Below are 26,260 nucleotides of genomic sequence, written 5' to 3' on the forward strand. Positions count from 1 at the left end.
TCCGGTTGTGCGGGTAGCCCAAAGGCGGAGCCTCAGAGCGGTAGCGCGGGCAACCCCGGCTCCCACAGCCACGCGTCGAAGAACCCGTCGAGCGACCCGCCCGCCGCGTACTGCCCGGCGTGCGCGGTGAACTCGGCGGTGCTGACCACGCCGTGACGGTGTATCGCCGCCCAGTCCTTGATCATCTGGAAGAACGCGGCGTCGCCGAGCGCACGCCGCAGTGCGTGCATGGTCAGCCCGCCGCGCTCGTACAGCCGGTCGTCGAACATCAGCTTCTTGCCCGGGTCGGCGAGCCGCAGGTCCTGCGACAGGCCGGACAGCAGCGTGTGTGCGACGGCGGCGTGCCCGGCCGCCGTTCGGCCGCCCACGTGCTCGGACCAGAGCCACTCCGCGTACTTGGCGAAGCCCTCGTTCAGCCAGATGTGCCGCCAGTCGGCGATGGAGACGCTGTTGCCGAACCACTGGTGCGCCAGCTCGTGGGCGACGAGGCGCTCCGAGGACCGCGTCCCGTCCACGTGGTTGGTCCCGAAGGTGGCCACGCCCTGCGCCTCGACGGGTACGTCGAGCTCCTCGTCGGCGACGACCACCGCGTACTCGCCGAACGGGTAGCGCCCGAACATGCTCTCGAAGAAGGGCATCATCCGGGTCTGCCGCCCGAAGTCGTACGTGAACTCCGGCAGCAGCCGGGCCGGCAGGTACGCGGTCTGCGGCACCCGCCCGGCGGCCGGGTCCGCCTCGGTCAGCAGGACGGTCTGGTAGTGGCCGATCGAGACGGTCACCAGGTAGCTGGAGGTGGGCGCCGCCTGCTCGAAGACCCAGGTGGTGCTGGAGGCGTGGGTGGTCCGGGTGAGCAGCCGGCCGCCGACCACCACGGTGTAGGGGGAGGGTGTGGTGATCGAGATCAGGTACGTGGCCTTGTCCGCCGGCCGGTCGTTGCACGGGTACCAGGAGGGTGCGCCGACGGGCTGACTGGCCACCAGCGCACCGTCCGTCAGTTCCTCCCACCCGAGCCCGCCCCACTGGCTGCGCACCGGCCGGGGGTTGCCGCTGTAGTGCACCTCGACGGTGAACGCGGCCCCGGCGGGCAGTGGTTTGGCGGGCCGGATCCGCAGCTTTCCGGCCCGGTGGGTGTAGTGCACGGCCTTGCCGTCCACCAGTACCCGGCCGACCCGGAACTCCGCGAGGTCGAGCGCGAACTCGCGCAGCGGCTCGCCGGCGGCACCCGGACCGGCAGCCGAACCGGCACCCGAAGTCCCCGCCACCGCGCTGATCCGGGCCGAGCCGGCCAGCCGGTTGGGTCCGGGGCGGTAGTCCAGCACGAGTTCGTACCGGTGCACCCGGTAGCGGGCGTCCCCGTGGGTCGGGAAGTACGGGTCCACGCCGACGGCGGGCACCTGCTTGGGACTCACGGGTTCAAACGCTCCCTGGCTTCTGGCGTCGTCCATCGGGCTACGCCTGCCAGGCCTCGATCGGGTTGCCCAGCCAGCGGGTGTCGGCAGGGACGGACTCCGCTCGCATCACCAGGGAGGCCGGCCCCAGCGTGCTACGGGCCCCGATGGTGCTGCCGGGCAGCACGATTCCGCCAGGGCCGAGTGTGGCGCCCTCGCGAAGGATCACAGTATCCATCCGCATGATCCGGTCGTGGAAGAGGTGGGTCTGCAGCACACAGCCACGGTTGACGCTGACTCCGTCGCCCAGCGTGACGAGGTCCGCCTCGGGCAGCCAGTAGCTTTCGCACCAGACACCCCGGCCGACGGTGGCGCCGAGGCCGCGCAGCCAGAGGTTCATGACCGGCGTGCCCGGCACCGAGCCGATCAGCCACGGCACCGCCAGCACCTCGGTGAAGGTGTCGGCCAGCTCGTTGCGCCAGACGAAGCTGCTCCACAGCGGGTGCTCGACCGCGCGGAACCGGCCGACCAGCAGCCACTTCGCCGCGACGGACACCAGGCAGGCGACCGCCCCGGCGCCCAGCAGCACCACCCCGGACAGCAGGGCCGCCAGCGCGGGGAAGCCGGCCACGGCCAGCCAGGACAGCGCGGCCAGCGTCAGCACGCCGAGCGCGGCGGAGGCCAGCACCGGCAGCAGCCGGCAGACCTCGACCAGCCCGCGCGCCCAGAGCAGCCGGGCCGGCGGGTCGTACGTCAGGCTCTGGTCGCCACCGGCGGCGGCGCGCGGGAGTTTCATCGGGGGCATGCCCAGGTACGAGCTGCCCTTCTTGGCCTTCTTCGGGGTGGCGGACAGCACGCCCACCAAGCCCCGGTCGGGTACGGCACGCCCGAGCGCGGTCATCCCGGAGTTGCCGAGGAAGGCCCGCTCGCCGATCTCCGCCTCGCCGAGCCGCAGCCAGCCGCCGCCGAGTTCGTAGGGGGCGATCAGCGTGTCGTCGGCCAGGAAGGCTCCGTCGCCGACGGTGGTCAGGCTGGGCAGCGCCAGCACGGTGGACGCCTCGACCCGGCTGCCGACCTTCATGCCCAGCGCCCGCAGCCAGACCGGGGTGATCAGGCCCGCGTACAGCGGGAAGAGCGTCTCGCGGGCCAGGTCCATCAGCTGGCTGACCGTCCAGGCCTGCCAGCCGACCCGTCCGTGCAGCGGGTGGTGGCCGGGGCGCAGCCCGAGGCTGAGCAGCCGGACCCCGGCCAGCAGCAGAGCGGCGTAGGTGAGGCCGAAGGCCAGCGTCGCGGGTGCCAGGCCGGTCAGCGCGCCGCGCACGGCGGGGCCGAGGCCGTCGCCCGGGTGGACGAAGAGGCCGACGGTGGCCAGCGCGGCGAGCCCGGAGACCACGGGCAGCAGGGTGAGCGCCAGGCCGGTCGCGCCGTACCCGGCGGCCCACCGGGCGCGGCGCGGCGGGCGCTGCTCGGGCCAGTTGCGCTCGGCCTTGCCGAGTTTGACGGCGGGTGCGCCGCTCCAGCGCTGGCCGGTGGGCACCTGGCCGGTGACGCCGGAGCCGGGCGCGACCTCGGCCCGTTTGCCGATCCGGGCGCCGGGGAAGAGCACGCTGCGGGTGCCGACCACCGCACCGGAACCGACCCGGATCTGACCGATCTTCAGCAGGTCGCCGTCCAGCCAGTAGCCGGAGAGATCCACCTCGGCCTCGATCGCGCAGCCCCGCCCGAGCCGGAGCAGGCCGGTGACGGGCGGCAGCGAGTGCAGGTCGACCTCGGGCGCGATCCGGGCACCGAGGGCCCGCCCGTAGCGGACCAGCCAGGCTCCGGAGAGCGAGGTGGCGCCGCTCAGTTCGGCCAGCCGTTCGGCGGTCCACAGCCGCAGGTGGACGCCGCCGCCGCGCGGGTGGCTGCCGGGCCGGACGCCGCGCAGCAGCAGCCGGGCGCCGCCGGCCGCGATGGCGAGCCGGCCGGGCGGGCTGAGGAGCAGCAGCGCGGCGGCGCCGACCAGCCACCACGAGGCGGTCGGCGCCCACGGGTAGTGGCCGAACCGGCTGAGCACGTTGCCGAGCGCCAGCAGCCCGGTGGTCCAGCGCAGGCCGACCAGCGTGAAGAGAGGGAGCAGCAGCAGCGTCTGCACGACCTTGGCCCGGACCGGCACCGGAGCGACCGGGCGGACGGCGCCCTCGCTCTGCGCGGAGCGCTCCAGCAGGCGGGCGAGCTTGCGCAGCACGGGCTGCTGGTAGATGTCGAGGACGGCGGCCGACGGGTAGCGGCGGCGCAGCAGCGTGGTGAGCTGGGCGGCGGCGAGGCTGCCGCCGCCGATCGCGAAGAAGTCGTCGTCGGCGCCGGTGACCGGCACGCCGAGGATCTCGCTCCACTGTTCGGCCAGCCAGGCTTCGGTGCCGTAGAGCTGCTGGGCGGGGCCGCTCCTGGCGTCCAGCCCGGGCAGCGGCCAGGGCAGCGCGTTGCGGTCGACCTTGCCGGAGGTGCGGGTGGGCAGGGAGTCGACGGCGGCGAGCAGCGGTACCAGGGCGGCGGGCAGCTCGGCGCGCAGCCGCTCGACGGCCGCCGCCTTGTCCCAGCCGTCCTGGGTGACCAGGTAGCCGACCAGCAGCTGGTTGCCGCCCTTGGCCGTCCGGACGGCGGCTGCCGCGCCGGCCACGCCCGGCAGGGCCTGCAGTGCCGCGTCCACCTCGCCGAGTTCGATCCGGCGGCCGCCGAGCTTGATCTGCTCGTCGGCGCGGCCGAGGAAGACCAGGCCCTCGGGCTCGGCCTGCACCAGGTCGCCGCTGCGGTAGGCGCGCGACCAGCCGAGCGACTCCAGCGGGGCGTACTTCTCGGCGTCCTTCGCCGCGTCCAGATAGCGGGCGAGCCCGACGCCGCCGATCACCAGCTGCCCGCTCGCGCCCATCGGGACGGGCCGGCCGGCCTCGTCCACCACGGCCAGCTCCCAGCCGTCCAGTGGCAGGCCGATCCTGACCGGCTCCTCGCCGGTCAGCAGTGCGGCGCACGCGACCACGGTCGCCTCGGTCGGGCCGTACGTGTTCCAGACCTCGCGGCCCTCGGTCACCAGGCGCTGCACCAGTTCGGGCGGGCAGGCTTCGCCGCCGAAGATCAACAGCCGGACCTCGATCAGCGCCTCGGCCGGCCAGAGCGCGGCGAGTGTGGGCACGGTGGAGACCACGGTGATCTCCTGCTCGGCCAGCCACGGGCCGAGGTCGGCGCCGCTGCGCACCTGCGAGCGCGGTACGGGCACCAGGCAGGCGCCGTAGCGCCAGGCGAGCCACATCTCCTCGCAGGAGGCGTCGAAGGCGACCGACAGCCCGGCCATCACCCGGTCGCCCGGGCCGATCGGCTCGTCCTGGAGGAAGAGCGCGGCCTCGGCGTCCACGAACGCGGCGGCGTTACGGTGAGTGACGGCGACGCCCTTGGGCTTGCCGGTCGATCCCGAGGTGAAGATGATCCACGCGTCGTGCTCCGGGCCGGGGCGGCCGGCCGAGCCGCCGGTCGCGGCGGCGGTCACCGTGATGCTGCGCCCGGCGCCCAGGACGGCGCTGACGGCGGCCTCGCCGAACACCAGCTCGGCCCGCTCGTCCGGGTCCTCGGCGTCCACCGGGACGTAGGCGGCCCCGGCCGCGAGCACGGCCAGGATGCAGACGTACAGGTCGTTGGTGCCGGAGGGCACCCGGACGCCCACCCGGTCGCCGACGCCGATCCCGGCCGCCGCCAGGCGCCGACGCAGCGTTTCGACCTCGGCGGCCAGTGCGCGGTAGCTGAGCGTGGTGGTGCCGTCGTCGAGGGCCGGCTCCTGCGGATGGGCCCGGACGGTCTCGTCCAGCAGGTCCACCAGGGTGCGCGGTGCGGTGGCCGGGCGGCCCGGGAAGAGGGCGGGTGCCTGGGCTTCCCGCTCCGGTGTGGTGCAGCTCTGCGTCGTGACGACCATGGGTGCTCCTCGTACCTCGTACCCCTCCGTGACTCTGCCGAAGTGGACAACCCATCGATAGTAGCCCCGCCGTTGTGGAGTCCGGGGGTGCTCTTCCGGTCGATCTCCGTCCCAACTGGTCTGAATCTGAGCTGATCTGACGATCAGTCAGTACTTGGAAGGGGTGCCCCGATAGCGATGTGACGACACGTCAGTCAATTTGACGGTCCGTCAGTCGCATTCCCGGAAATGTGACTCACGCCATATCGGGGGCAGGGGGATTCACCCTGACGGCGCAGTCCGAGACGCCCGGAAGCCCAGGCCACCCTCCGGCGGCCTGGGCTTCTCGCTGCTGATCGCTCCGGGCTCCGTCAGGTCGCCGGGTGCTGTGTCAGGTCGTCCGTGCGGCCCAGGGCGTCCGGCTGGGTCTGCTCGATCCGGTGCAGCATCCGGCCGAGCAGCTGGGACAGGGCGGGGCGCTCCTGCGCAGTGACGTCCTGCAGCAGCTCCTCCTCGAAGACCGCCGCCATCCGCATCGACTCCAGCCACTTGTCGCGGCCTTCCTCGGTCAGCTCGATGATCACGCGGACCCGGTTGTTCTCGTCCCGCTCCCGGGTGACCAGGCCCTCGGTGACCATCCGGTCGATCCGGTGGGTCATCGCGGCGGGCGTCAGTCCGAGCCGTTTGGCGAGGTCACCGGGCCCGAGGCGGTACGGGTTGCCCGCGACGACCAGGGCCTTGAGCACCTCCCACTCGGCGGAGGTGATCCCGAGCACAGTCAGCTGCCTGCTGTACGAGACCGACATCCGCCGGGCGACCCGGGACAGGGTCGACACGATGGTCTCCACCTGGGGGTCGACATCGGGGAATTCCCGCTGGTAGGCGGCGACCTGCGCGGCGATGTCCAGCTCGTCGCCGGGCGTGCCGGTCGGTGGTGCGGGCTTGCGTTCGCTCATGGTGACCAGTCTCCCACGGCGGCTTGTGGGACTTAAGCCTTTGACACGTTAAGCTTTCGATATATAGACTTTAGCTCTGAAATCTTCCGAGCTTAAGAGTATCCAGCGAAAGGGTGTGCACGGTGACCGGCACGGTGAAGCAGCAGAGGCAGCGGCGTAACAGGGCGGGCGGCCCGCTGCGCCGCGTCCAGATCGGCAACGCGCTCAGTGCGTTCGGCAGCGGATTCACGATGCCGTACATGTTCGTCTACGTGGACCAGGTACGGGGCCTGGGCTCACTCGCGGCCGGGATGGTGTTCACCGTCTTCGCGCTGGCCGCGCTCGCCGTGCTGCCCTTCACGGGCCGTGGCATCGACCGTTACGGCCCCCGGCCGGTGCTGCTGGTCGGCGCGGTGCTGGCCTCCACCGGCGCGTTCGCGTTCGGGCACGCCACCGGCGCGCCGTTGCTGCTGGTCTCGTCCTTCCTGTTCGGCGCGGGTGTCACCACCTGCCAGCCGGCCCTGGCGACCATGATCGTGCGCTGCTCGACCAAGGCCACCCGGTCGCGGGCCTTCGCCCTGCAGTTCACCCTGATCAACCTGGGGATGGGCATCGGCGCCCTGGTCGGCGGCCAGATCGTCAACGTCGCGGACCCGTCCAGCCTGACCCGCCTCTTCACCATCGAGGCGATCACCTTCCTGGGCCTCGCCGCCGTCACCGGCACCGCCCGCATCCCGGCGGCCGCGCCCTTCCTGGTCCAGGACGCGAAGGGCCCGAGCGGGCTGCGCGCCCTGGTCGCGGACAAGGCCATGTTCCGGCTCTGCCTGCTCGCCGGGCTGATCTTCTTCACCTGCTACGGCCAGTTCGAGTCGGGCGTCGCCGCGTTCGCCACCGACACCGTCCACACCGCGCCGTCCACCCTGGGCCTGGCGATCGGCGCCAACGCGCTGACCATCGTCGTCCTGCAGATGTTCATGGTGAAGCTCACCGAGCGCCGCCGCCGCACCACCGCGATGGCCGCGGCCGGTGTGGTCTGGCTGGGCGCCTGGACGATGGCGCTGGTGGCCGGCCTGGTCCGGACCGAGGCGCTCGCCGCCACGGTCGCGATCGTCGCCGTCTACGCCCTGTTCGGCGTCGGCGAGTCGCTGCTCGCCCCCACCCTCGGCCCGATCGTCGCCGACCTGGCCCCGGCCCGGCTGCTCGGCACCTACAACTCCGGCTACGCGCTGGTGAAGCAGGTCGCGATCGCGGTCGGCCCGGCGGTCGGCGTCCTGCTGGTCGGCTCCGGCACCTGGCCGATCTACCTGGCCGCGATGGCGGCCTGCACCCTGCTGATCGTCACCCTGGCGATCCGCCTCCGGCGTCACCTGACGCCCGCTCAGGACAACGCGGGCCCGGCCGAGATCGTCCGGGTTCCGGTCCGCGAGCTCCAGACGGCGGCCTGAGCCGGTCGCACTTTCTCAGGGGCGCGGGGATTCAGCCCCGCGCCCCTGAGAGCGCAAGCTACGAGAGCCTGGTCGGCATCAGCAGCGAGAAGGTGTCCTGGCGGGCCGGGAAGCGGATCGCCAGCGGGACGATCGGGCCGCCGAGCTCCAGGACCAGCTGGTCCTGGCCGACCGCGTCCAGGGCCTCCAGCAGGAACTCCCGGTTCACCCCGACGGACAGGGCGGCGCGCTCGCTGCCGCTGCCGCTGTCCGAGACGGTGAGTGTGCCGTCGGCGTCCAGGACGAGCACCGAGACCTCGCACTCCGCGCCGTCCTGGCCGCGCACCATGCTGCGGGTGGCGCCCGAGGACAGGGTCTCGCGCAGGGCGGCGGCCCCGACCGGGACCTGACGGGTCGGCTGCAGGCGCAGCATCCGGCGGTAGTCGGGGTAGTCCTGGTCGATCCGCTCGCCGCCGACCTGGCGGTCGCCGACGGTGGCGGTGAGCACCGCGCCGTCGACCTCCAGCACAGCGGCGTCGGTGCGGCCGGCCAGCAGCGCGCGGAGCCCGTCCACGAAGGCGACCGGCGCGATCACGCTCGCCGCCGGGCCGGTCAGGCCGTCGGCCGGGGCTTGCGAGACGGCGAGGCGGTAGCGGTCGGTGGCGACCAGCCGCAGCACGTCCGCCTCCAGCTCCAGCAGTACGCCGGTCACGGCGGGCAGCCCGGCGTCCGTGCCGACGGCGAACCGCACCGCGTCGAGCGCGGCGGCCAACTCGGCGGCGGGGACGGTCAGTCGGGTCGCGGTTGGTCGGGTCGCGGTCATGGAGATCTCCCTCTGGTCGATGAGTGTCCGTACCGTGGAGAGCTCGCGACGGGCGTCGGCGAGGCCGTCCTCGAGGCGGCGCAGATGGCGGTCCAGCACCAGCCGGGCGTCCGCCCGGTCGGCCGTGAGCACCCGTGAGATGTCCGGCAGCGGCATCCCGACCCGGCGTAGCCGGGCGATCAGCCGGGCGTCCGCCAACTGGTCCGGCGCGTACCAGCGGTACCCGGTACGCGGGTCCACCCGGGCGGGGCCGAACACCCCGGCGCCGTCGTAGAACCGCAGGGCACTCACACTCAGCCCGCTGTCCCGGGCCATTTCGCCGATACTGCGCATCTCGCTCTCCACACCGAGGACTCTGCGGGCTCGACCAGGTCGAGGGTCAACACCGGCCTGGGGGCATGCGGCTCGCCGGGCCGATCCGGCTAGGTTTTCGCCGCGCGCACCACATAGTGTCAGCCGGGGCTGTCGTCCCATCAGCAGGCTCCGGACGAGCCCCGGCAACGAATCGGCGAGGTCATGACGTACGCGGCGGTCACCGACCCCCCCACCCCTGTGGCCGGGCCCGACGCGCCGCCCCGCAGCGGGCCGCTCTCCTGGGCGGTCCGGTACTCGGGGTGGCTCGGGCCGATCGCCGTCGCGCTCTTCGCCGGCCTGCTGCGGTTCTGGAACCTCGGGTACCCCAACGCTTTCGTCTTCGACGAGACGTACTACCCCAAGGACGCCTGGTCCCTGCTGCAACAGGGCTACGAGGGCGTCTGGCCGGACAACGCCAACACCGACGTCCTCGCCGTCCCGCAGATCGTCCCGCTCTCCCCGGCGCCCGAGTTCATCGCGCACCCGCCGCTCGGCAAATGGGTGATCTCGCTCGGTGAGTGGGCGTACGGACTGCACCCCTTCGGCTGGCGGGTGATGGTCGCGCTGCTCGGCACCCTGACGGTGCTGATGCTGGCCCGGATCGGGCGGCGGCTGTTCTCCTCCACCCTGCTCGGCTGCACCGCCGCGCTGCTGATGGCGGTGGACGGCCTGCAGTTCGTGATGAGCCGGGTCGGGCTGCTCGACGGTGTGCTGATGTTCTTCGTGCTGGCCGCCTTCGGCTGCCTGCTGATCGACCGCGACCACACCCGGGAGTACCTGCGCGCCGCGCGCGCCGAGGGCGGCACGGCCGGTGACGAGGTCCGGCTCGGCCTGCGGCCCTGGCGGCTCGCCGCCGGGCTGCTGCTCGGCGCGGCCTGCGCCACCAAATGGAACGGCGCCCAGATCCTCGCCGTGTTCGGCCTGCTGACCGTCCTCTGGGACCAGGCGGGCCGCCGCTGGGCGGGGGCGCGCCGCCCGTACCGCTCGATGCTGCGCCGGGACGCGCTGCCCGCCTTCCTCTCCCTGGTCGCCGTCGCCGCCGTGGTGTACGTCAGTTCCTGGGCGGGCTGGTTCCTCACAAAGGGTGGTTTCGACCGGCAGTGGGCCGACGGGCGGGCCGGGCTCTCCCCGCCCCGGACACCGGTGGTGGACATTCCGCTGCCGCAGGTTTCGATGAGCTGGGTGCCCGAGGGGCTGCGCAGTTGGTGGCACTACCAGGCGCAGATGTACGACTTCAATACCGGTCTGAGCACCCCGCACACCTACCAGTCCAACCCGTGGAGCTGGCTCGTCCAGGGCCGCCCGGTCTCCATGTACTGGCAGCAGGTGCCGCAGGGCCAGCGCGGCTGCACGGCGCCAGGCGGCTGCGCGAGCCAGATCCTGGCACTCGGCACCCCGCTGCTCTGGTGGACGGCCTGCTTCGCGCTGGTCTACCTGCTCTGGCGCTGGTTCTTCCGCCGGGACTGGCGCTCCGGCGCGGTGCTGGCGGCCGTCGCGGCGATCTACCTGCCCTGGTTCCAGTACCAGCACCGCACCATCTTCTCCTTCTACATGGTGGTGCTGGTGCCCTTCCTCTGTCTGGCGGTGGCGCAGCTGCTCGGCGCGATCGTCGGGCCGCCCGGCTGCTCGGCGCGGCGCCGCCGGTACGGCGCGGGGGCGGCCGGGGCGATCGTGCTGGCCATCATGATCTGCTTCCTCTTCTTCTACCCGCTCTACACGGCGGAGGTGATCCCGATGACGGACTGGCAGAACCGGATGTGGTTCACCAGCTGGATCTGACCGGTGGCCGCCACCCAGCTCCTCCCGGTGACCCCGCTGCTCGGGGTGGTCACGGCGCTGCTGGGCGTCGGCGCCGTCGCGGCGGCGGGCTGGGGCCTGCTCGGGTACGGGCGGGCCGTGCTGCGCGCCGGGGTACGGGCGGTGGTGCAGCTGGCGGTGGTCGCGTCGGTGATCACCTGGGTGGTCGGCTCGCTCTGGACGTCCGCGCTGTTCGTCCTGGTGATGTTCGCGGTCGCCGTCCGCACCGCCGGGCGCCGGATGACCGACGGGCCGGGCTGGGTCTGGGCGGCGGCCCCGATCGGCCTCGGCATACTGCCGGTGCTGGCCCTGCTGCTCGGCACCGGGTTGCTGCCGCTGAAGGGCATCTCGATCATCCCGGTGGCCGGCATCCTGATCGGCGGCGCGCTCAGCGCCACCTCGCTGGCGGGCCGCCGGGCGCTGGACGAGCTGCGCCAGCGGCGCGGCGAGGTGGAGGCGGCGCTCGCGCTCGGCTTCGAGGACCGGGACGCCCGCCTGGAGATCTGCCGTACGGCCGCCGCGACCTCGCTGGTGCCCGCGCTGGACCAGACCCGGACGGTGGGCCTGGTCACACTGCCCGGCGCCTTCGTCGGCATGCTGCTCGGCGGCGCCACGCCCGTCCAGGCCGGAGCCGTACAGCTGTTCGTCCTGATCGCGCTGCTCGCGGTGGAGTCGGTCGCGATCGTGGTGGTGTTGGAGCTGGTCGGGCGGGGGAAGGTCACCACCGGAGTCCAGTAGGCTGGTGGACGTTGAAGGGGAGTAGCCCTCCACCGGACCGTCGACATACTGGCCCATTCGTGGGCCCGGCGCCCGGGACACCCAGCGGTTGCGGGGTGTTGGCGAGACCTTCGGCCGCAGTGCTGTGACCATGACCAGTGCTGTCGGGCCGAGGCGTCCCTGACGGAGCACCGGCCCGGCAGCCCTACCTAGGGAATCCCACCACCGATGAGCCTGACCATTGCCGCTCTCACCTTCGGCGTCATCTTCCTGGCCGAACTGCCGGACAAGACCGCGCTGGCCAGCCTGGTGCTCGGCACCCGCTACCGGGCGGGCTACGTCTTCGCCGGGATCGCCGCCGCCTTCGCCCTCCAGGTCGGGCTGGCCCTGGTCGCGGGCAGCCTGCTGGCGATGCTGCCGCACCGCTGGGTGGAGGGCGTCACCGGCCTGCTCTTCCTGCTCGGCGCGGCGATGCTGCTCCGGCACAACGACGACGAGGAGGGCCACGCGGGGAAGGAGCCGTCCTCGGCCGGCTTCTGGCGGGTGGCCGGCGCGAGCTTCGTGGTCGTCGCGGTCGCCGAGTTCGGCGACCTCACCCAGATCATGACGGCCAACCTGGCGGCGAAGTACGCCGACCCGCTCTCGGTCGGCCTGGGCGCCTGGCTGGCACTCTGCGCGGTGGGCGGGATCGCCATCGTGGGCGGGCAGAAGCTGCTGCAGTACGTGCCGATGAAGGTGATCGTCAGGGTCGCCGCCGGGATCATGCTGCTGCTGGCGGCCTTCAGCCTGGTCGAGGCGATCGTGGGCTGAGAGCGCGACCCGGGCAGCTGAGTCAGCAGCCGGAGCGCTGCGCCAGGGCGGCCTGGGTGTTCGGGCCGGCCACACCGTCGGGGTCGCCCTGGACACCCTGCATGGACTGGAAGTAGCTGACGGCCTGCTCGGTGTTGCTGCCGAAGCTCCCGTTGACCTTCACGTGCATCCAGCACAGCACCACGGCGAGCTTCTGCTGCAACGCCAGGACCTGGTCGCCGCTGTCGCCGTACTGCAGAACGCCCGGCGTCGCCACCGTCCCGGAGGATGTCGGGGTGTCGGTGCTCGGTGTGGCGCTGGGGGTGGTGGGGCTCGGGCTCGGGGAGGGGGACGCGGCCTGGGTCACCGGCGGGCTGCTCACGGCGGACGGCGTAGGGCTGGCGGTGGGCTTGTGGGTCGCCTTCGTACGGGACGGCGAGGGGCTCGGACTGTCCGACGCGGACGGCGAGGGGACGGCGCTGACGGAGGCGGCCGGGAGGGTCGCCTCCGAGGTACTGACCGCCAGCGGGACGGCGGCCGCACTGCTGCCGTGGCCGCCGTCCGAGAACGGTGAGACGAGGAGGGCCAGGCCCGCCCCCACGGCTGCGATGCCCGCGCCCGCCGAGAGGATGACGGCCCGTCTGCGGCCCGGCGAGGACTGCCGCTGCCGCGCGCGCTGCTCGGCCCGGCCACCTGCGGCCGACTGCTGCTGCCCGTGCGCGGGTTGCTGGTACGCGGGTTGCTCGTACGGTGGTTGGATCGGCGTCGGCTCGTAATCCGGCACCTGCGGCATCATGGCGGTGGGGAAGTCGTCCGCCGGTACGGGCGGCAGCAGCGCGGCGGCGGGGACGTACGGCCGCACCAGCTCCGGGCCGTCCAACTGCGGCAGGACTGCCGTCTCCTCGAAGTCCGGGTGCTGGTGGCAGGCGCAGCCGGCGGGGGTCGGTACGGCTCCACAGACGGGGCAGTGCTGTCCCGGCATGGGCCGGTCCTCCTCGGTTCGGGTGGCGGACGCGCCTGATTATGCAGCAGCTTCCGGTGGGTGGACAGGGAGAGTCGTCCGCTCTGGAGCGGGATTGTGATGGTTGCGGGCGATATCGAATCCGCCGGCGATTCGCGGTGGCCGGGCCTGCGGATGGAGCAATCAACCGCCTTATAGTCGGACAATCCTGACATCATGGTGAAGTTGGCTGACCATCAGCCGAGCCGCCCGGTCCCGCCGGGCCACATCACCGAGGAGCTGGCATGGCGGACCCGGCGGCCGAGCCCGAGCGCAGCACAGCAGGGGCCGCTGTTCCGTCGGCGGGGCCTCCGGCCGTGCCGGTCCACAACCTCTGGGTCCCGATCAGCGCGTTGCTGCTGGCGATGCTGCTCGCCGCGCTCGACCAGACCATCGTCTCCACCGCGCTGCCGACCATCGTCAGCGACCTGGGCGGCCTGGAACACCTCTCGTGGGTGGTCACCGCCTACCTGCTCGCCTCCACGGCGGCCACCCCGCTCTGGGGCAAGCTCGGCGACATGTACGGCCGCAAGCGGTTCTTCCAGGCCTCCATCGTGATCTTCCTGGCCGGCTCCGCGCTCTGCGGAATCGCCCAGAACATGGGCGAGTTGATCGGCTTCCGGGCCATGCAGGGCCTGGGCGGCGGCGGCCTGATGGTGCTCTCGCAGGCGATCGTCGGCGACTTGGTGCCGCCCCGCGACCGTGGCAAGTACCAGGGCCTGTTCGGCGCCGTCTTCGGCGTCACCAGTGTGCTCGGGCCGCTGCTCGGCGGCCTCTTCGTCGACAACCTGACCTGGCGCTGGGTCTTCTACATCAACCTGCCGATCGGCGTGGTCGCCCTGGTGGTCATCGCCGCCGTGCTGCACGTCGGAGAGACCAAGCGGCACCACACGATCGACTACCTGGGCACCTTCCTGATCGCCGCCGTGGCCACCTGCCTGGTGCTGATGACCTCCCTCGGCGGCACCACCTGGGCCTGGAGCTCCTGGCAGGTCATCGGCCTCGGCGTCCTCGGGCTCGTCCTGCTGGTCGCCTTCATCGAGGTCGAGCGGCAGGCGGCCGAACCCGTGCTCCCGCTACGGCTGTTCCGCGACCGTACGTTCAGCCTGGTCGCGGTGATCTCGTTCGTGGTCGGCTTCGCGATGTTCGGCGCGCTGACCTACCTGCCGACCTTCCTGCAGGTCGTCAAGCAGGTCTCGCCCACCATGTCCGGCATCCACATGCTGCCGATGGTGCTCGGCATGCTGCTCACCTCGATCGGCTCCGGCCAGATCGTCGCCCGCACCGGGCACTACCGGATCTTCCCGATCGTGGGCACCGCCGTCACCAGTGTCGGGTTGCTGCTGCTCTCCCGGCTCACCGAGCACACCAGCACCACCGTGATGAGCCTCTACTTCCTGGTCTTCGGCCTGGGCCTAGGCCTGGTGATGCAGGTCCTGGTGCTCATCGTGCAGAACTCCGTCGGCTACGAGGACCTGGGTGTGGCCACCGCCGGGGTGACCTTCTTCCGCTCGATCGGCGCGTCCTTCGGCGTCTCCATCTTCGGCAGCATCTTCGCCAGCGGCCTCAACAGACGTCTGACGGACGCCCTCCGGGGCCTCCCGCTCCCGGCCGGCTTCCGCCCGGCGGCCGTCACCGCCGACCCGCGCCTCATCGCCGCGCTGCCGCCCGCCGTGCGGAACGGGATCTACCACGCGTACTCGGAGTCGATCACCAGGGTCTTCCTCTACGCCGTGCCGGTCGCGCTCGTCGCGTTCGTGCTCTCCTTCTTCATCCAGCAGCGGGAGCTCCGCTCCACCGTCACCGCGCCCGACCTCAGCGAGTCCATCGGGCTCAACCCCGTCGAACGGTCCTCGCTGGACGAGATCGCCCGCTCGCTGTCCGTCCTGAGCACCCGGGACGCCCGCCGGGACCTCTTCCGCCGGATCACCGCCGAGGCCGGACTCGACCTCAAGCCGGCCTCCAGCTGGCTGGTGCTCCAGATGCACCGGCACGGCCACGCCGAGCCGGCCGAGCTGGCGGAACGCAGGATCATCCCGGTGAGCGTGATCGAGGAAGCCGCCCGGGAGGTGGAGAGCCGGGGCCTCGCCGTACGGAACGGACTGCCCATGCACCTCACCGAGACCGGGACGGAGGTGGCCCTCAAGCTCGTCGCCGCCCGCCGGACCCAGCTCGGCAAACTCCTCGGCGACTACGACGAGCAGCAGTTCAGCGACCTCGCCGAGCTGCTCAACCGCCTCAGCGCGACCCTCTGCGGCGACGAGCGGGACCGACCCGACCGCACCGACCGCCTCGAGCCGCAGCACGTCCCGCACAGCGAGGGCCGCTCGTTCTGAGCAGCCTCCGGGTTCAGTCCCGGGTGCTGTCCCCGGTTCCTGCACCCCACGGTGCCTCCGGTCATCAGGCGGCCGGTGGTGACCAGACGTACGGCGTCGTGGTGGTGACGGCCCGGAGGCCGAGGCGCTGGAGGATCGGCGAGCTGTCGTCGGAGGCGTCCACGTGCAGGTACTTGTAGCCACGCTCGGCCGCGAGCTGGGCGCGGCGGGCCACCAGGGCGCGGTAGATGCCACGCCCGCGCCACTCGCTCAGGGTCGAGCCACCCCAGAGCCCGGCGAAGTCGACGCCGTTGCGCAGCATCAGCCAGGCGGCCGAGACCACCTCGCCGTCCGCCTCGGCGACCAGGACCACGATGCCGTCCGGCTCCGCGGTGGTCCGGTGGACCAGGAAGTCGCCGAGGAAGCTCATGTCGCGGCCCCAGACAGCGGTCTCCATCGCGCCGATCCGGTGCAGGTCAGCGGGATCGGCGGTCTGGCGGAGCGTCACGCCTGCGGGGAGTACCGGGTCGGTGGCCAGGTCGGCGGTGTGGCCGACGATGACGGTCTCGCGCCCTTCGGGGACGAACCCGGCGGCAACGAGACGGTCGGTCAGGTCGGCGGGCTCGTCGTGACCTCGGGTCTTCCACTCGACTGACTCGCCACGGGCGGCGAAGTGGTCGCGCTGCCGGGCGATCAGCGCGTCGAGCTCGTCGCCGCGCACGCCGAGGTCGCGCGGCGCGGTGAGGAAGCCCTGGTGCCCGCCGGTGACGCGGAGCAGCCGGCCGTCGTACTCGTGGACTGTCCCGGGCCCGGGCTCGCCGGCGCCACGGAGCTGGTCGTCGTAGGCGGCGAGGAGTTGATCAGTATCTGTCACCCGGGAGGCTTTACGCAGCTGGTCAACGGGTTTTCGTCCGGCGGGGTGGTGCGCTGCTGCTCGCCGTCGACCCCGGAGCGGCTCGGAGTTCGTACGCTATGCCGTGGGCGATGCCTTCGGGGGATCGCCGGCTGGGCCGAGATCATGAGAGGTGTCCTATGGGTAGTGTCGTAAAGATCAACGTGCTGACCGTGCCGACCGAGATGCGGGAGAGCCTGGAGCAGCGTTTCGCCGCGCGGGCCGGGGCGGTGGAGAGTTCCGACGGCTTCGAGTGGTTCGAGCTGCTGCGCCCGGTGGAGGGGACCGAGCAGTACCTGGTCTACACCCGCTGGGCGAGCGAGGAGCACTTCAAGGCCTGGATGGAGGGCCCGATGCAGGCAGCCCACCGCCAGGGCCCGCCGCCCGCCGAGGGCGAGGCGCCGCAGCGTCCGGCCGCCTCCGGTTCCACCCTGTGGTCCTTCGAGGTCGTCCAGTCGACCGGGCCGAAGGCCTGACGTTCCGTGCGTGCGGCGGGGCGCCCTCCGGGGAGCCCCGCCGTCGGGGGCGTCCTGCGGGAGGAGGACGATCCTGGCCAAGCCCTGGTGGTCGACCGGTACTTGTCACCGGCCGTCGGCGGTGGGCCGGTACGTGATCCAGTCCAATCGTTCGCTGTGCTTCACCTCGCCGCCACGTTGCTACTGGACAGCAGACACGTGGCCGTCGCACAGTCTCCGGGCTGGAGTTGGACAGACAAATCCTCGGAGGCCTCCCGTGACGCCCGTCACTCGTCGTACCTTCCTCGGCTCCGCCGCCGCCCTCGGCGCAGCCCTCGGCCTGCAGACCCTGCCCGGCGCAGCGCCGCGTGCGGCCGCTGCGACCAGCACGGGGACGATCGCCGACGTCAAGCACGTCGTGGTGCTCATGCAGGAGAACCGCAGCTTCGACCACTACTTCGGCACGATGAAGGGGGTGCGTGGCTTCGGCGACAAGGCCACCATCCAACTCGGGGGCGGCAACAGCGTCTTCAACCAGCCCGACGGCAGCGGTCGGCAGTACCCGTGGCAGCTCAGCGCCACCAACACCTGGTGGTGGGGTTCGAGCAAGGAACTGCTGGCACAGTGCGACGGGTCGCTCGACCACTCCTGGTCCACGCAGCACGGGGCGTGGAACAACGGGAAGATGGACTCCTGGATCTCCGCCAAGGGTTCGAACCGGACCATGGGCTTCATGAACCGGTCGGACATCCCGTTCCACTACGCGCTGGCCGACAACTACACCATCTGCGACGCGTACCACTGCTCGATACTCTCGGCCACCGGCCCCAACCGCACCTACCTGTGGTCCGGCACGATCGACCCGTCGGCCACCGCAGGCGGTCCGGCCTACGACGGCGGCTCCGAGTCGGGCCTGCACTGGCAGACCTACGCCGAGTCCCTCGAGAACGCCGGCGTGAGCTGGAAGGTCTACCAGAACGCCTCCGACAACTTCGGCGACAACGCCCTCGCGTACTTCAACCAGTTCACGGGTGCGCCGAGTTCGAGCCCGCTCGCGCAGCGCGGCATGGGATCGGTGCGCAGCACCGGCTCGACGCCGGACGACATCGCGGCCGCGATCCGGGCCGACGCGGTCGCGGGCACGCTGCCGCAGGTCTCCTGGGTCGTCGCCAACCAGCTGTACTCCGAGCACCCGGACGGCCCGCCGGAGAACGGCGCGCACTTCGTCAACCTCGTCATCCAGGCCCTGGCGGCGGACCCGGCCACCTTCGACTCCACCGTCCTGTTCCTCAACTACGACGAGAACGACGGCTTCTTCGACCACGTGCCGCCGCCCGTCGCACCCGCCGGGACCGCTGGCGAGTTCTACTCCGGCACCAACATCGGCCTCGGCTTCCGGGTGCCCATGATCATCGCCTCCCCGTGGACCCGTGGCGGGTACGTCGACTCGCAGGTCTACGACCACACCAGCGTGATCCGCTTCCTGGAGACCTGGACCGCTGCCCTGGGCACCCCCGCCACCTGCGCCAACATCAGCACTTGGCGGCGCCAGGTCTGCGGCGACCTCACCGGAGCCTTCGACTTCACCAACCCCGTGTACGGGCTGCCCGCGCTCCCCGCCACCAACGACACCATCAGCCAGGCCACCGCCAACACCCAGATCAACCCGAGCCCCGGCACCAACTCCCTGCCCGTCCAGGAAGCCGGCACCAAGCCCGCCCGCGCGCTGCCGTACCAGCCCAACGCCTGGGTGGACCGGATCGAGTACGACGCCAACAACCAGATCCTGCTCTGGGTCGACCTGGCCAACCAGGGCCCGCAGGCCACTGCTTACGCGCACTACTCGATCTACGCCAACGCCTACCGCAGCGGCGGGCCCTGGCAGTACACCGTCGCGCCCTACAACGCCTCGACCGGCGTCGACGGCAGCACCAGCGACTACTTCAACATCGGCGCCAACTTCGGCGACGGGCAGTACGACCTCACCGTCGTCGGCCCCAACCGCTTCCTGCGGCGCATCGCCGGGAACGCGACCACCGCCGGAAAGACCGCCGAGGCCTCGACGTACTACGCGCCGTCACCGGAGGACGGCTCGGAGGCGCTCTGGTTCAAGCTGACCAACACCGGTACCAGCACCGTCACTTTCACCATTACCTCGACCAACTACCGTACCGACGACCCGTGGACGTACCAGGTCGCCGCCGGGGCGACCGCCACGCCCTACTTCGACGCGGTCACCAACAGCCACGGCTGGTACGACTTCACCGTCACCGTCAGTGGCGACCCCAGCTGGAGCCGCCGCGCCACCGGGCACATCGAGACGGGAGCCGAGAGCATCAGCGGCTGACGCTCCCGCTCACCCGCACGCGGGCCCGGCGGAGGTCGTCACCTGTGAAGGTGGCGACCTCCGCCGGGAAGCGGCTTCGGAGCCGGTCAGCGCCCGTTCTCGCCGAATCGGGCGATCGCCTCCAGGGTCGCCTGCCGCATGGCGGGGCTGCCGGTGTGTCCGGAGTCGTCGATCACCTTCAGCTCGGCGTCCGGCCAGGCTTTGGCCAGCTCCCAGGGGGCTTTCAGTGGGCAGCCGAGGTCGAGCCGGCCGTGGATCAGTACGCCCGGGATTCCGGCCAGCCGGTGTGCGTCGCGGAGTAGTTGTCCGTCCTCGAGCCAGGCGTTGTTCGCGAAGTAGTGTGCGCAGATCCGGACGAAGGCCAGCAGCGCGTCGTCGGGCCGGTCGCTGTAGGAGCCCGGGTTGCCGAGTGCCTCGTGGGCGATGACGGCGTCCTCCCAGGTGCACCAGTCCCGCGCCGCCTTGAACCGGACGGCTTCGTCCGGGCTGTTGAGCAGCCGGTCGTAGGCCGCCACGAGGTTGCCGTCCCGGTCCGCAGCCGGCAGTGCGTCGCGGAACGCCTCCCACGGGCCGGGCAGCAGCCGTCCGACGCCGTGGTAGAGCCAGTCGGTCTCCTCCGGCCGGGTCATGGTGACGCCGACGATGACGATCTCGGAGACCCGCTCGGGGTGGCGCTGGGCGTAGGCGAGGATCAGGGTCGAGCCCCAGGAGCCGCCGTAGAGGAGCCAGCGCTCGATGCCCAGGTGCTCGCGCAGCCGTTCCATGTCGGCGATGAGGTGTTCGGTGGTGTTGTGCTCGAGGCCGACGGCCGGATCGGAGGCGTGCGGCCGGCTCTCACCGCAGCCACGCTGGTCGTACTGGACGACCCGGTAGACCTCGGGATCGAACATCCTGCTCCTGCTGCGGCGCCCCCCACTGCCGGGACCGCCGTGCACGCACAGGGCGGCCTTTCCGTCGGGGTTGCCTCTGGTGTCCCAGTAGATCTCGTTGCCGTCGCCGACATCGAGGAGGCCGTGTGCGTACGGTTCGATGAGCGGGAACCTCTGGTCCATGGACGGTCTCCTTCTGGAACAAACGGGGAGAACAACCCCGCGAGGCTAGTGGACGGCCGGAGCGGTGGCTCCCGGTTCTGTCTCACGGCTCGATGAAGGTCACCGGTGTCGCGAAGGCGGCCCGGCGGGTTGCCCGGCGGAGGGAGCGGAGGATGGGGCCGCCGATGGTGAGGCAGAGGACGGCGGTGAGGGTGGCGCGGGGGAGGTCCCAGCCGAGGGAGGTGGTGAGGCAGTAGACGGCGAAGCGGGGGAGGTTGGCGGCGAGCGGGTCGCCCGGGACGAAGGCGACCGAGCTGGCGAGGCCGCCGATGTAGGGCCAGCCCTGGAGGTTCATGATGGTGCCGTACGCGACCGAGGCGATTGCTCCATAGCTTGCCAGCAGGGCGAGTTCGCGGCGGCCGCGCAGGGTGGCCGGGCCCGGGAGCAGGCCGGCGCCGAGGCAGACCCAGCCCATGCTGAGCATCTGGAACGGCAGCCAGGGGCCGACGCCGCCGGTGAGCAGCGCGGACGCGAACATCGACACGGATCCGAGGACGAAGCCGAAACCCGGGCCCAGCACGCGACCCGACAGCACCATCAGGAAGAACATCGGCTCCAGCCCCGCCGTACCCGCGCCGAGCGGCCGCAGAGCGGCCCCGGCGGCGGCCAGTACGCCGAGCAGGGCCACCGACTTGGCGTCCAGCCCGACTTCGCCGCCGCCCGCCGAACGGCCCTCGGAGATCTGGGCGATCACCACCGCCAGCAACAGCGGCAGCAGCAGGGCGAACAGCCAGGGCGCGTCGGCGGAGTGGCCCACCAGTGCGGACCTGCCGGAGGCGAGCAGCGGCCAGCCGAAGGCGGCCACCCCGATCGCGGATATCAGGACGAGGGCGGTGACGGAGCGTCGGCCCAGCGGTACCGGTCGGGTCAGCGGCAGTGGTCGGGCGAGCGGTGCCGGACTGCCGGCGGGTGGGCGCGTCACAGGGAGTCGTCCAGTGCGTCGGTGATCTGACGTACCGTCAGCCAGGGTAGTGGGGTCAGGACCTTCGCGACCTGGGGTGCGAACGCGGGTGAGGAGACCACCACTTGGGCTGTCGGGCCGCCGGCGACCACCTCGCCGTCGGCCAGGATGACCGTCCGGTGGGCTAGTTCGGCGGCCAGTTCGACGTCGTGGGTGGCCAGCAGGACGGCGTGGCCGTCGGCGGCGAGCCCGCGCAGGATCTCCACCAGCCGGCCCTTGGCGGCGTAGTCGAGCCCCCGGGTCGGCTCGTCGAGGAGGATCACCCCGGGGCGTGAGGTGAGGACGACGGCGAGGGCGAGGGTGAGCCGCTGGCCCTCGGAGAGGTCGCGCGGGTGGAGGGCGTCGTCGATCCCGGGCAGCAGCCGGGAGACCAGGGCTCGGCAGGTGCCCGGCTCGGTGTTACCGGCCGCGCCCGCGTCCTGGTCGGCGGCCGCGCACTCGGCGGCGACGGTCTCCGCGTACAGGAGGTCGCGCGGGTCCTGCGGGACGAGGCCGATCCGGCGGATCAGCTCCTGCGGGCGGGTCCTGTGCGGGGTCAGCCCGCCCACCCGGACGGTGCCGGAGGCGGGTTGGTGCAGGCCGACCAACGAGCCGAGCAGGGTGGACTTTCCGGCGCCGTTGCGTCCCATCAGCGCGGTGATCTCGCCCGCCCGCAGGTCGAGGTCGACCCCGCGCAGTGCGGGAACGGGCCCGCGCCGGACGGTCAACCGCTGGACGGAGAGCACGGGTTCACCGGTCGCGGTGGGCGTCGGGGGTGGCGTACGGCCCGCCAGGCGGGCCCGCAGCGGGGCGGCCCGGCGGCGGGCGTCGCGGACCGAGAGCGGCAGCGGCGACCAGCCGGCTGCCCGGCCGAGCGCCACCACGGGTGGGTGGACGGGCGAGTGGGCCATCACCTCGGCGGGGTCGCCGAGCACCGGGGTGGCGCCGCCGCCCGGCAGCAGCAGCACCTGGTCGGCGTACTGGACGACGCGCTCCAGTCGGTGTTCGGCCATCAGCACGGTGGTGCCCAGGTCGTGGACCAGGCGCTGCAGGACGGCGAGCACGTCCTCGGCCGCACCCGGGTCGAGCGCGGAGGTCGGCTCGTCCAGGACCAGTACCTTCGGGTGGGTGGTCAGCACCGAGCCGATCGCGACGCGCTGCTGCTGGCCGCCGGAGAGCGAGCTGAGCGCCCGGTCGCGCAGGTCGGCCAGGCCGAGCAGGTCGAGGGTCTCCTCGACCCGGCGGCGCATCACCTCGGGGGCGAGGCCCAAGGACTCCATGCCGTAGGCGAGTTCGTCCTCGACGGTGTCGGTGACGAAGTGGGCCAGCGGGTCCTGGCCCACCGTGCCTACCAGGTCGGCGAGTTCGCGCGGCCGGTGGGCGCGGGTGTCGCGCCCGCCGACCGTCACCCGGCCGTGCAGCACCCCGCCGGTGAAGTGCGGGACGAGCCCGCTGACGGTGCCCAGCAGGGTGGACTTGCCCGAGCCGGACGGGCCCACCAGCAGGCAGAGTTCACCCTCGGGCACGGTCAGGTCGACGCCGCGCAGGGTCGGCTCCGCAGCGTCGTGGTAGTGGACCGAGACCTGCTCGAAGGTGATCACGAGGCCCTCCCGGGCTGACTGGGTGAGCTTGGTGAGCTGGTTGGGCTGGGTGGCTGGGGTGCGGCGACGGCGGGCAGTAGGCCGATCAGCACGGCGAGGGCGGGCAGCAGCGGCAGTCGGGGTGCGACGGGTGGTACGACCGACGGGGTGAAGGCGGCCGGGTCCAGCCCGGACAGCCACACCAGCAGCCCGGCGACGGCCACACCCGAACCGGCGACCAGCCACTCCCGGACGGCCCAGGGGTCGGGCCGGTAACGGGATCTGACGGCCCGTCGGCTACCGAGTAGCAGGCCGCCGCCTGCCGCTGCCAGGCCGAACAGCAGTAGCGGCAGGGCCCAGGCGGAGCCGTCCGCCGTGAGCAGCCCGTACGCGGCCACGCAGACCCCGAGCAGCCCGGCCAGAGTGAGTGCGGCGGTGGTCCGGGCTGTCCCGCGCGGTACGTCGACGGTGCGGCCGAAGCCCCGGCAGTCCATCGCGGCGGCCAGGCCGACCGACCGTTCGAGTGCGCCCTCGAGGACCGGAAGACCCACGCTGAGCAGGGACTTCACGCCACGGTCGGACCGCCCGCGCAGCCGCCGGGCGGCGCGCAGGCGCTGGACGTCGGCGATCAGGTTGGGTGCGAAGGTCATCGCGACCACCGCCGCCACCCCCGCTTCGTACAGCGCTCCGGGCAGGGCCCGCAGCAGCCGGGCCGGGCTGGCGAGCGCGTTGGCGGCGCCCACGCAGATCAGCAGGGTGGCCAGCTTCAGCGCGTCGTAGAGCGCGAACAGCAGCCCCTCCAGCGTCACCGCGCCGCCGATCCGAACGCCCTTCGCCCAGGTGGGCAACGGGAGTTGGGGGAGATCCAGCAGGACGTGGCTGCCCGGGATCGGCGAGCCGAGCAGGATCGCGAAGGCCATCCGGAGGCCGAGCACCGCCAACCCCAGCTTGAGGAAGGCCCCGTACGAGCGGGCCCAGGGCGCGTCACCGTGCCGGGCCGCGACGACGTACCCGGCGACACCGACGATCAGCAGGAGCAGCAGCGGGTTGGTGGTCCGGGAGGCTGCGGCCCCCAGGCCGAGCGCCCAGATCCACCAGGCACCCGGGTGCAACTGGCGCGGGCCGACGGGCGAGCGGGTGGTACGGAGCTTGGGCACAGGGATTCCTAGGAACGGCGGCGGCGGGCCTGCCAGAACGCGGCACCGCCCAGCAGGGCGACCAGCGTGGCACCGGCGACCACCCCGACGGCCGGGCCCGGCCCGGAGCTCGGCCCGGGAGTGCGGGCGGCGGCAGTGCCACCCGAGCTGCCCGAGCTGCCCGGGTTACCCGACACGATGTCACCGCACCCCGTGAGCGGGTAGCCCGCGATGGCGCACAGCATGCCGTCGGAGCTGTAACGCAGCGGCGGGACGGCGGCGGCGAGCACCTCGGCGGAGCTGGCGGCGGCCGGTACGGCGGCGCAGGCGGTACGCGGCGCGGGCGGCGTCGCGCCCGACGGGGCGTCGGCCGGGGTGCCGAAGTCCAGCACCACCGCGATCCGCTTCTTCCCCGGCTGAGCGGGCGTCGCACCGCAGATCGCGCCGAAGTCCCCGGCGGCGGTGGGCCGGGCGGCGTTCTGCCCGCCGTCCGGGCTGACCGCGAAGCGCCAGCCGTCCACGCCGCCGTCCGACGGGACGTAGGTGGCCGGGCCGGACTGCTGGTACGTCCAGCCGCTGCCGGAGGAGTTCCAGAACGACCAGTAGCGGTAGCCGGTGGCGTGCGCGGGCGCGGCGGTGAGCAGTGGCAGTGGCAGCAGGAGCGCCAGTACGGCGGCGGCCAGGGTGGCCGTCGCCGTAAGGCGGGGTGCGGGCGTCACTTCTGGTCGTCGCCCTCGGGCTTGGATTCGGGCTTGGACTCCGGCGTGGGCTCGGGCTCGGCGGCCTTGGTGGTGGCGGCCTTGGCAGGCTTGCCCGCCTGGGTGCCGCGCTTGCGGTTGAGGCTGATCAGCAGCCCGCCGCCGATGCCGACGAGCAGGCCGACGCCGATCACCCAGAGCGGGGAGAAGCCGCTGTTGCCGGTGGTGGCGGAGCCGGGCGCGGGGCCGGCGGCGGCAGTGGCGGGGGGCATCGACTTGGGCGCGGGACCGGCGTCCGTCAGCAGCTGGACGAGGTTGGTGCCGCCGAAGTTGTACGGGTCCAGCTGCGCGGCCTGGGCGACCAGCAGCATGGCGGCGGCGGCCGACGCGTCCGTGCCGGACTTGCCCTTCGCGGCCCAGTTGTAGCCGTTGCCGGTCAGCCAGTCGGCCGCGCCGGCGGCCTGGTGTGGGTGTCCGGCCTGGATCAGGCTGAGCACCGCCCAGGCCGTCCCGGCGAAGTCCGGGGTGGGCGTGGCACCCGGGGTGGTCAGCATCAGGTGCTGGCCGTTGGCGTTCAACTGCCCGACCAGGTAAGCCGATGCGGCCTCGGCGGACTCAGCGCGCGGGACGCCGGTCGAGGTGCTGCCGGCGGCGCAGGTCAGCGGCTTGGGTGCGGCGTCCACCCGGTTGGTGTTGGTGACGGGCAGCTTGCCGCCCGCCGCGCCCAGGGTGGCCTGCACGCTGGCCAGCGCGTTGGCGGCGAGCGCACCGCCCGCGCCCGGCTGGTAGGCGAAGGCGCCGCGCTGGTCGGCGGCGGAGGCGCAGCCGAGCTGGAAGGCGGCCAGGCCGTCGTACCCGCTCCTGCCGGCCTTGCTCACGCCCGCCGGGTCGGTGCCGGCGGCGAGCAGGGCGCTGACGGTCAGCCCGGTGGAGTTCCCGTCGCCCGGAGTGCCGGGGTTGTAGGACCAGCTGCCGTCCGCGTTCTGGTTGGCCTTGATCCACTGGACGCCCTTGGCGACCGCGTCCTGGTGCCCGCCGAGCGCGGTCAGCGCCTGGATGGCCACGGCGGTGGCGTTGCTGTCCTCCGTCTTGGCGTCGCAGGCGGTGGCGGTGGCGGCGCGGAAGGACGGCCAGCCGCCGTCGGCGCACTGCTGGCCGGTCAGCCAGCCGACCGCCGAGTCGGCCGGGACGACCTTGGCGCCCGCCAGCGCGGTGAGCGCCAGCGACTGGCGCCAGACGCCGTCGTACGTCGGGTCACCCTTGCCGTAGAGCCCGGCGGGGACGGCGACGGGGGACGGGGACGGTGCGGTGGCGTCGGCCAGGGCCGGTGCGGCGGAGACGCCGGCCAGCAGCAGACCGGCCAGTGTGGTGGCGCCCAGACGGGCGGCGGTGAGCATGCGGAGGTTGCCTTTCGGTGAGCGGTGCAGCGGCCCATGACGGGCCGCCCGTAGACCTCGACGGAGCCGGACCGGGGTCCGGCGGTGGCCGCTCGCGTCTCCCCGGGCACTCCGACTCGCCCGCCGGCGTACGCGCGGGCTCACGGTTGCGGGGTCAGTGCCGGACTCGCACCGGCTTTCCCCAGGGAGATGCGGATGAAGGTGTGGGTACTGGCGTATCGAGCGCTGACGACTCTATCCGCCCGTTCCGCCCGTTCCGGCCG

At 72.5% G+C, this 26,260-nt stretch carries 19 protein-coding genes and 1 riboswitch; of the genes, 7 read left to right on the top strand and 12 right to left on the bottom strand.

Annotation, left to right across the window (positions count from 1 at the left end; genetic code table 11):
• Positions 1–32 precede the first annotated feature (32 nt).
• From P3T29_RS02795 to P3T29_RS02805, 3 genes are all read right to left on the bottom strand, one after another.
• The gene (locus P3T29_RS02795) at positions 33–1,409 is read right to left on the bottom strand and encodes a M1 family metallopeptidase (RefSeq protein WP_280714597.1); all 1,377 of its coding nucleotides are present in this window, start codon (positions 1,407–1,409) and stop codon (positions 33–35) included.
• A 40-nt stretch (positions 1,410–1,449) separates the two neighbouring features.
• Positions 1,450–5,328: a Pls/PosA family non-ribosomal peptide synthetase gene (locus tag P3T29_RS02800; protein WP_280714598.1), complete on the bottom strand. Its 3,879-nt coding sequence runs from the start codon at positions 5,326–5,328 to the stop codon at positions 1,450–1,452.
• Between the two features lie 350 nt (positions 5,329–5,678).
• Positions 5,679–6,263, bottom strand: coding sequence for a MarR family transcriptional regulator (locus P3T29_RS02805; RefSeq protein ID WP_280714599.1), 585 nt, complete (start codon positions 6,261–6,263; stop codon positions 5,679–5,681).
• 122 nt (positions 6,264–6,385) lie between these two features.
• Here P3T29_RS02805 and P3T29_RS02810 point away from each other — a divergent pair, with 122 nt between their 5' ends.
• Entirely contained in the window at positions 6,386–7,687 is a 1,302-nt protein-coding gene (locus tag P3T29_RS02810) for an MFS transporter (protein ID WP_280714600.1), read from the top strand.
• Between the two features lie 58 nt (positions 7,688–7,745).
• Here P3T29_RS02810 and P3T29_RS02815 read toward each other — a convergent pair whose 3' ends face one another.
• Positions 7,746–8,822, bottom strand: coding sequence for a MerR family transcriptional regulator (locus tag P3T29_RS02815; RefSeq protein WP_280714601.1), 1,077 nt, complete (start codon positions 8,820–8,822; stop codon positions 7,746–7,748).
• A 183-nt stretch (positions 8,823–9,005) separates the two neighbouring features.
• Here P3T29_RS02815 and P3T29_RS02820 point away from each other — a divergent pair, with 183 nt between their 5' ends.
• From P3T29_RS02820 to P3T29_RS02830, 3 genes are all read left to right on the top strand, one after another.
• A complete protein-coding gene (locus P3T29_RS02820; protein ID WP_280714602.1) occupies positions 9,006–10,622 on the top strand; it encodes a phospholipid carrier-dependent glycosyltransferase in 1,617 nt (538 codons plus the stop codon).
• Between the two features lie 3 nt (positions 10,623–10,625).
• On the top strand, positions 10,626–11,378 hold the full coding sequence (locus P3T29_RS02825; RefSeq protein WP_280714603.1) for an ABC transporter permease: 753 nt from the start codon (positions 10,626–10,628) through the stop codon (positions 11,376–11,378).
• 207 nt (positions 11,379–11,585) lie between these two features.
• Entirely contained in the window at positions 11,586–12,167 is a 582-nt protein-coding gene (locus P3T29_RS02830; RefSeq protein WP_280714604.1) for a TMEM165/GDT1 family protein, read from the top strand.
• A 22-nt stretch (positions 12,168–12,189) separates the two neighbouring features.
• Here the strand turns inward: P3T29_RS02830 and P3T29_RS02835 are convergent, their stop codons facing one another.
• The gene (locus tag P3T29_RS02835) at positions 12,190–13,128 is read right to left on the bottom strand and encodes a peptidoglycan-binding domain-containing protein (protein ID WP_280714605.1); all 939 of its coding nucleotides are present in this window, start codon (positions 13,126–13,128) and stop codon (positions 12,190–12,192) included.
• A gap of 383 nt (positions 13,129–13,511) precedes the next feature.
• Here P3T29_RS02835 and P3T29_RS02840 point away from each other — a divergent pair, with 383 nt between their 5' ends.
• Positions 13,512–15,482 carry an MDR family MFS transporter gene (locus tag P3T29_RS02840; RefSeq protein WP_280714771.1) on the top strand — a complete coding sequence of 657 codons (1,971 nt, stop codon included), beginning with the start codon at positions 13,512–13,514 and terminating at the stop codon, positions 15,480–15,482.
• Positions 15,483–15,546: 64 nt separating this feature from the next.
• Here P3T29_RS02840 and P3T29_RS02845 read toward each other — a convergent pair whose 3' ends face one another.
• Positions 15,547–16,335, bottom strand: a complete 789-nt coding sequence (locus P3T29_RS02845) for a GNAT family N-acetyltransferase (protein WP_280714606.1) — start codon at positions 16,333–16,335, stop codon at positions 15,547–15,549.
• A 158-nt stretch (positions 16,336–16,493) separates the two neighbouring features.
• On the opposite strand from P3T29_RS02845, the gene P3T29_RS02850 reads away from it, so the two are divergent.
• Both P3T29_RS02850 and P3T29_RS02855 read left to right on the top strand, forming a co-directional pair.
• Positions 16,494–16,829, top strand: coding sequence for an antibiotic biosynthesis monooxygenase (locus tag P3T29_RS02850; protein WP_280714607.1), 336 nt, complete (start codon positions 16,494–16,496; stop codon positions 16,827–16,829).
• Positions 16,830–17,085: 256 nt separating this feature from the next.
• Positions 17,086–19,155, top strand: coding sequence for a phospholipase C, phosphocholine-specific (locus P3T29_RS02855; RefSeq protein ID WP_280714608.1), 2,070 nt, complete (start codon positions 17,086–17,088; stop codon positions 19,153–19,155).
• Positions 19,156–19,241: 86 nt separating this feature from the next.
• Here the strand turns inward: P3T29_RS02855 and pip are convergent, their stop codons facing one another.
• The 6 genes from pip to P3T29_RS02885 form a co-directional block, all read right to left on the bottom strand.
• A complete protein-coding gene (gene pip, locus P3T29_RS02860; RefSeq protein WP_280714609.1) occupies positions 19,242–20,207 on the bottom strand; it encodes a prolyl aminopeptidase in 966 nt (321 codons plus the stop codon).
• Positions 20,208–20,289: 82 nt separating this feature from the next.
• On the bottom strand, positions 20,290–21,168 hold the full coding sequence (locus tag P3T29_RS02865) for an ECF transporter S component (RefSeq protein WP_280714610.1): 879 nt from the start codon (positions 21,166–21,168) through the stop codon (positions 20,290–20,292).
• Positions 21,165–22,787, bottom strand: coding sequence for an ABC transporter ATP-binding protein (locus P3T29_RS02870; protein ID WP_280714611.1), 1,623 nt, complete (start codon positions 22,785–22,787; stop codon positions 21,165–21,167). Before P3T29_RS02870 ends, P3T29_RS02865 begins: the two co-directional genes overlap by 4 nt.
• Positions 22,784–23,923: an energy-coupling factor transporter transmembrane component T gene (locus P3T29_RS02875; protein ID WP_280714612.1), complete on the bottom strand. Its 1,140-nt coding sequence runs from the start codon at positions 23,921–23,923 to the stop codon at positions 22,784–22,786. The genes P3T29_RS02870 and P3T29_RS02875 overlap by 4 nt, the downstream gene beginning before the upstream one ends.
• 8 nt (positions 23,924–23,931) lie before the next feature.
• A complete protein-coding gene (locus tag P3T29_RS02880; protein ID WP_280714613.1) occupies positions 23,932–24,621 on the bottom strand; it encodes an SCO2322 family protein in 690 nt (229 codons plus the stop codon).
• Positions 24,618–25,997 carry a terpene cyclase/mutase family protein gene (locus P3T29_RS02885; protein WP_280714614.1) on the bottom strand — a complete coding sequence of 460 codons (1,380 nt, stop codon included), beginning with the start codon at positions 25,995–25,997 and terminating at the stop codon, positions 24,618–24,620. The genes P3T29_RS02880 and P3T29_RS02885 overlap by 4 nt, the downstream gene beginning before the upstream one ends.
• Positions 25,998–26,107: 110 nt before the next feature.
• Positions 26,108–26,173, bottom strand: a riboswitch (cobalamin riboswitch).
• Positions 26,174–26,260: the final 87 nt, after the last annotated feature.

Origin of the sequence: Kitasatospora sp. MAP5-34 (genome assembly GCF_029894335.1) — a bacterium.
Taxonomy (GTDB): domain Bacteria; phylum Actinomycetota; class Actinomycetes; order Streptomycetales; family Streptomycetaceae; genus Kitasatospora.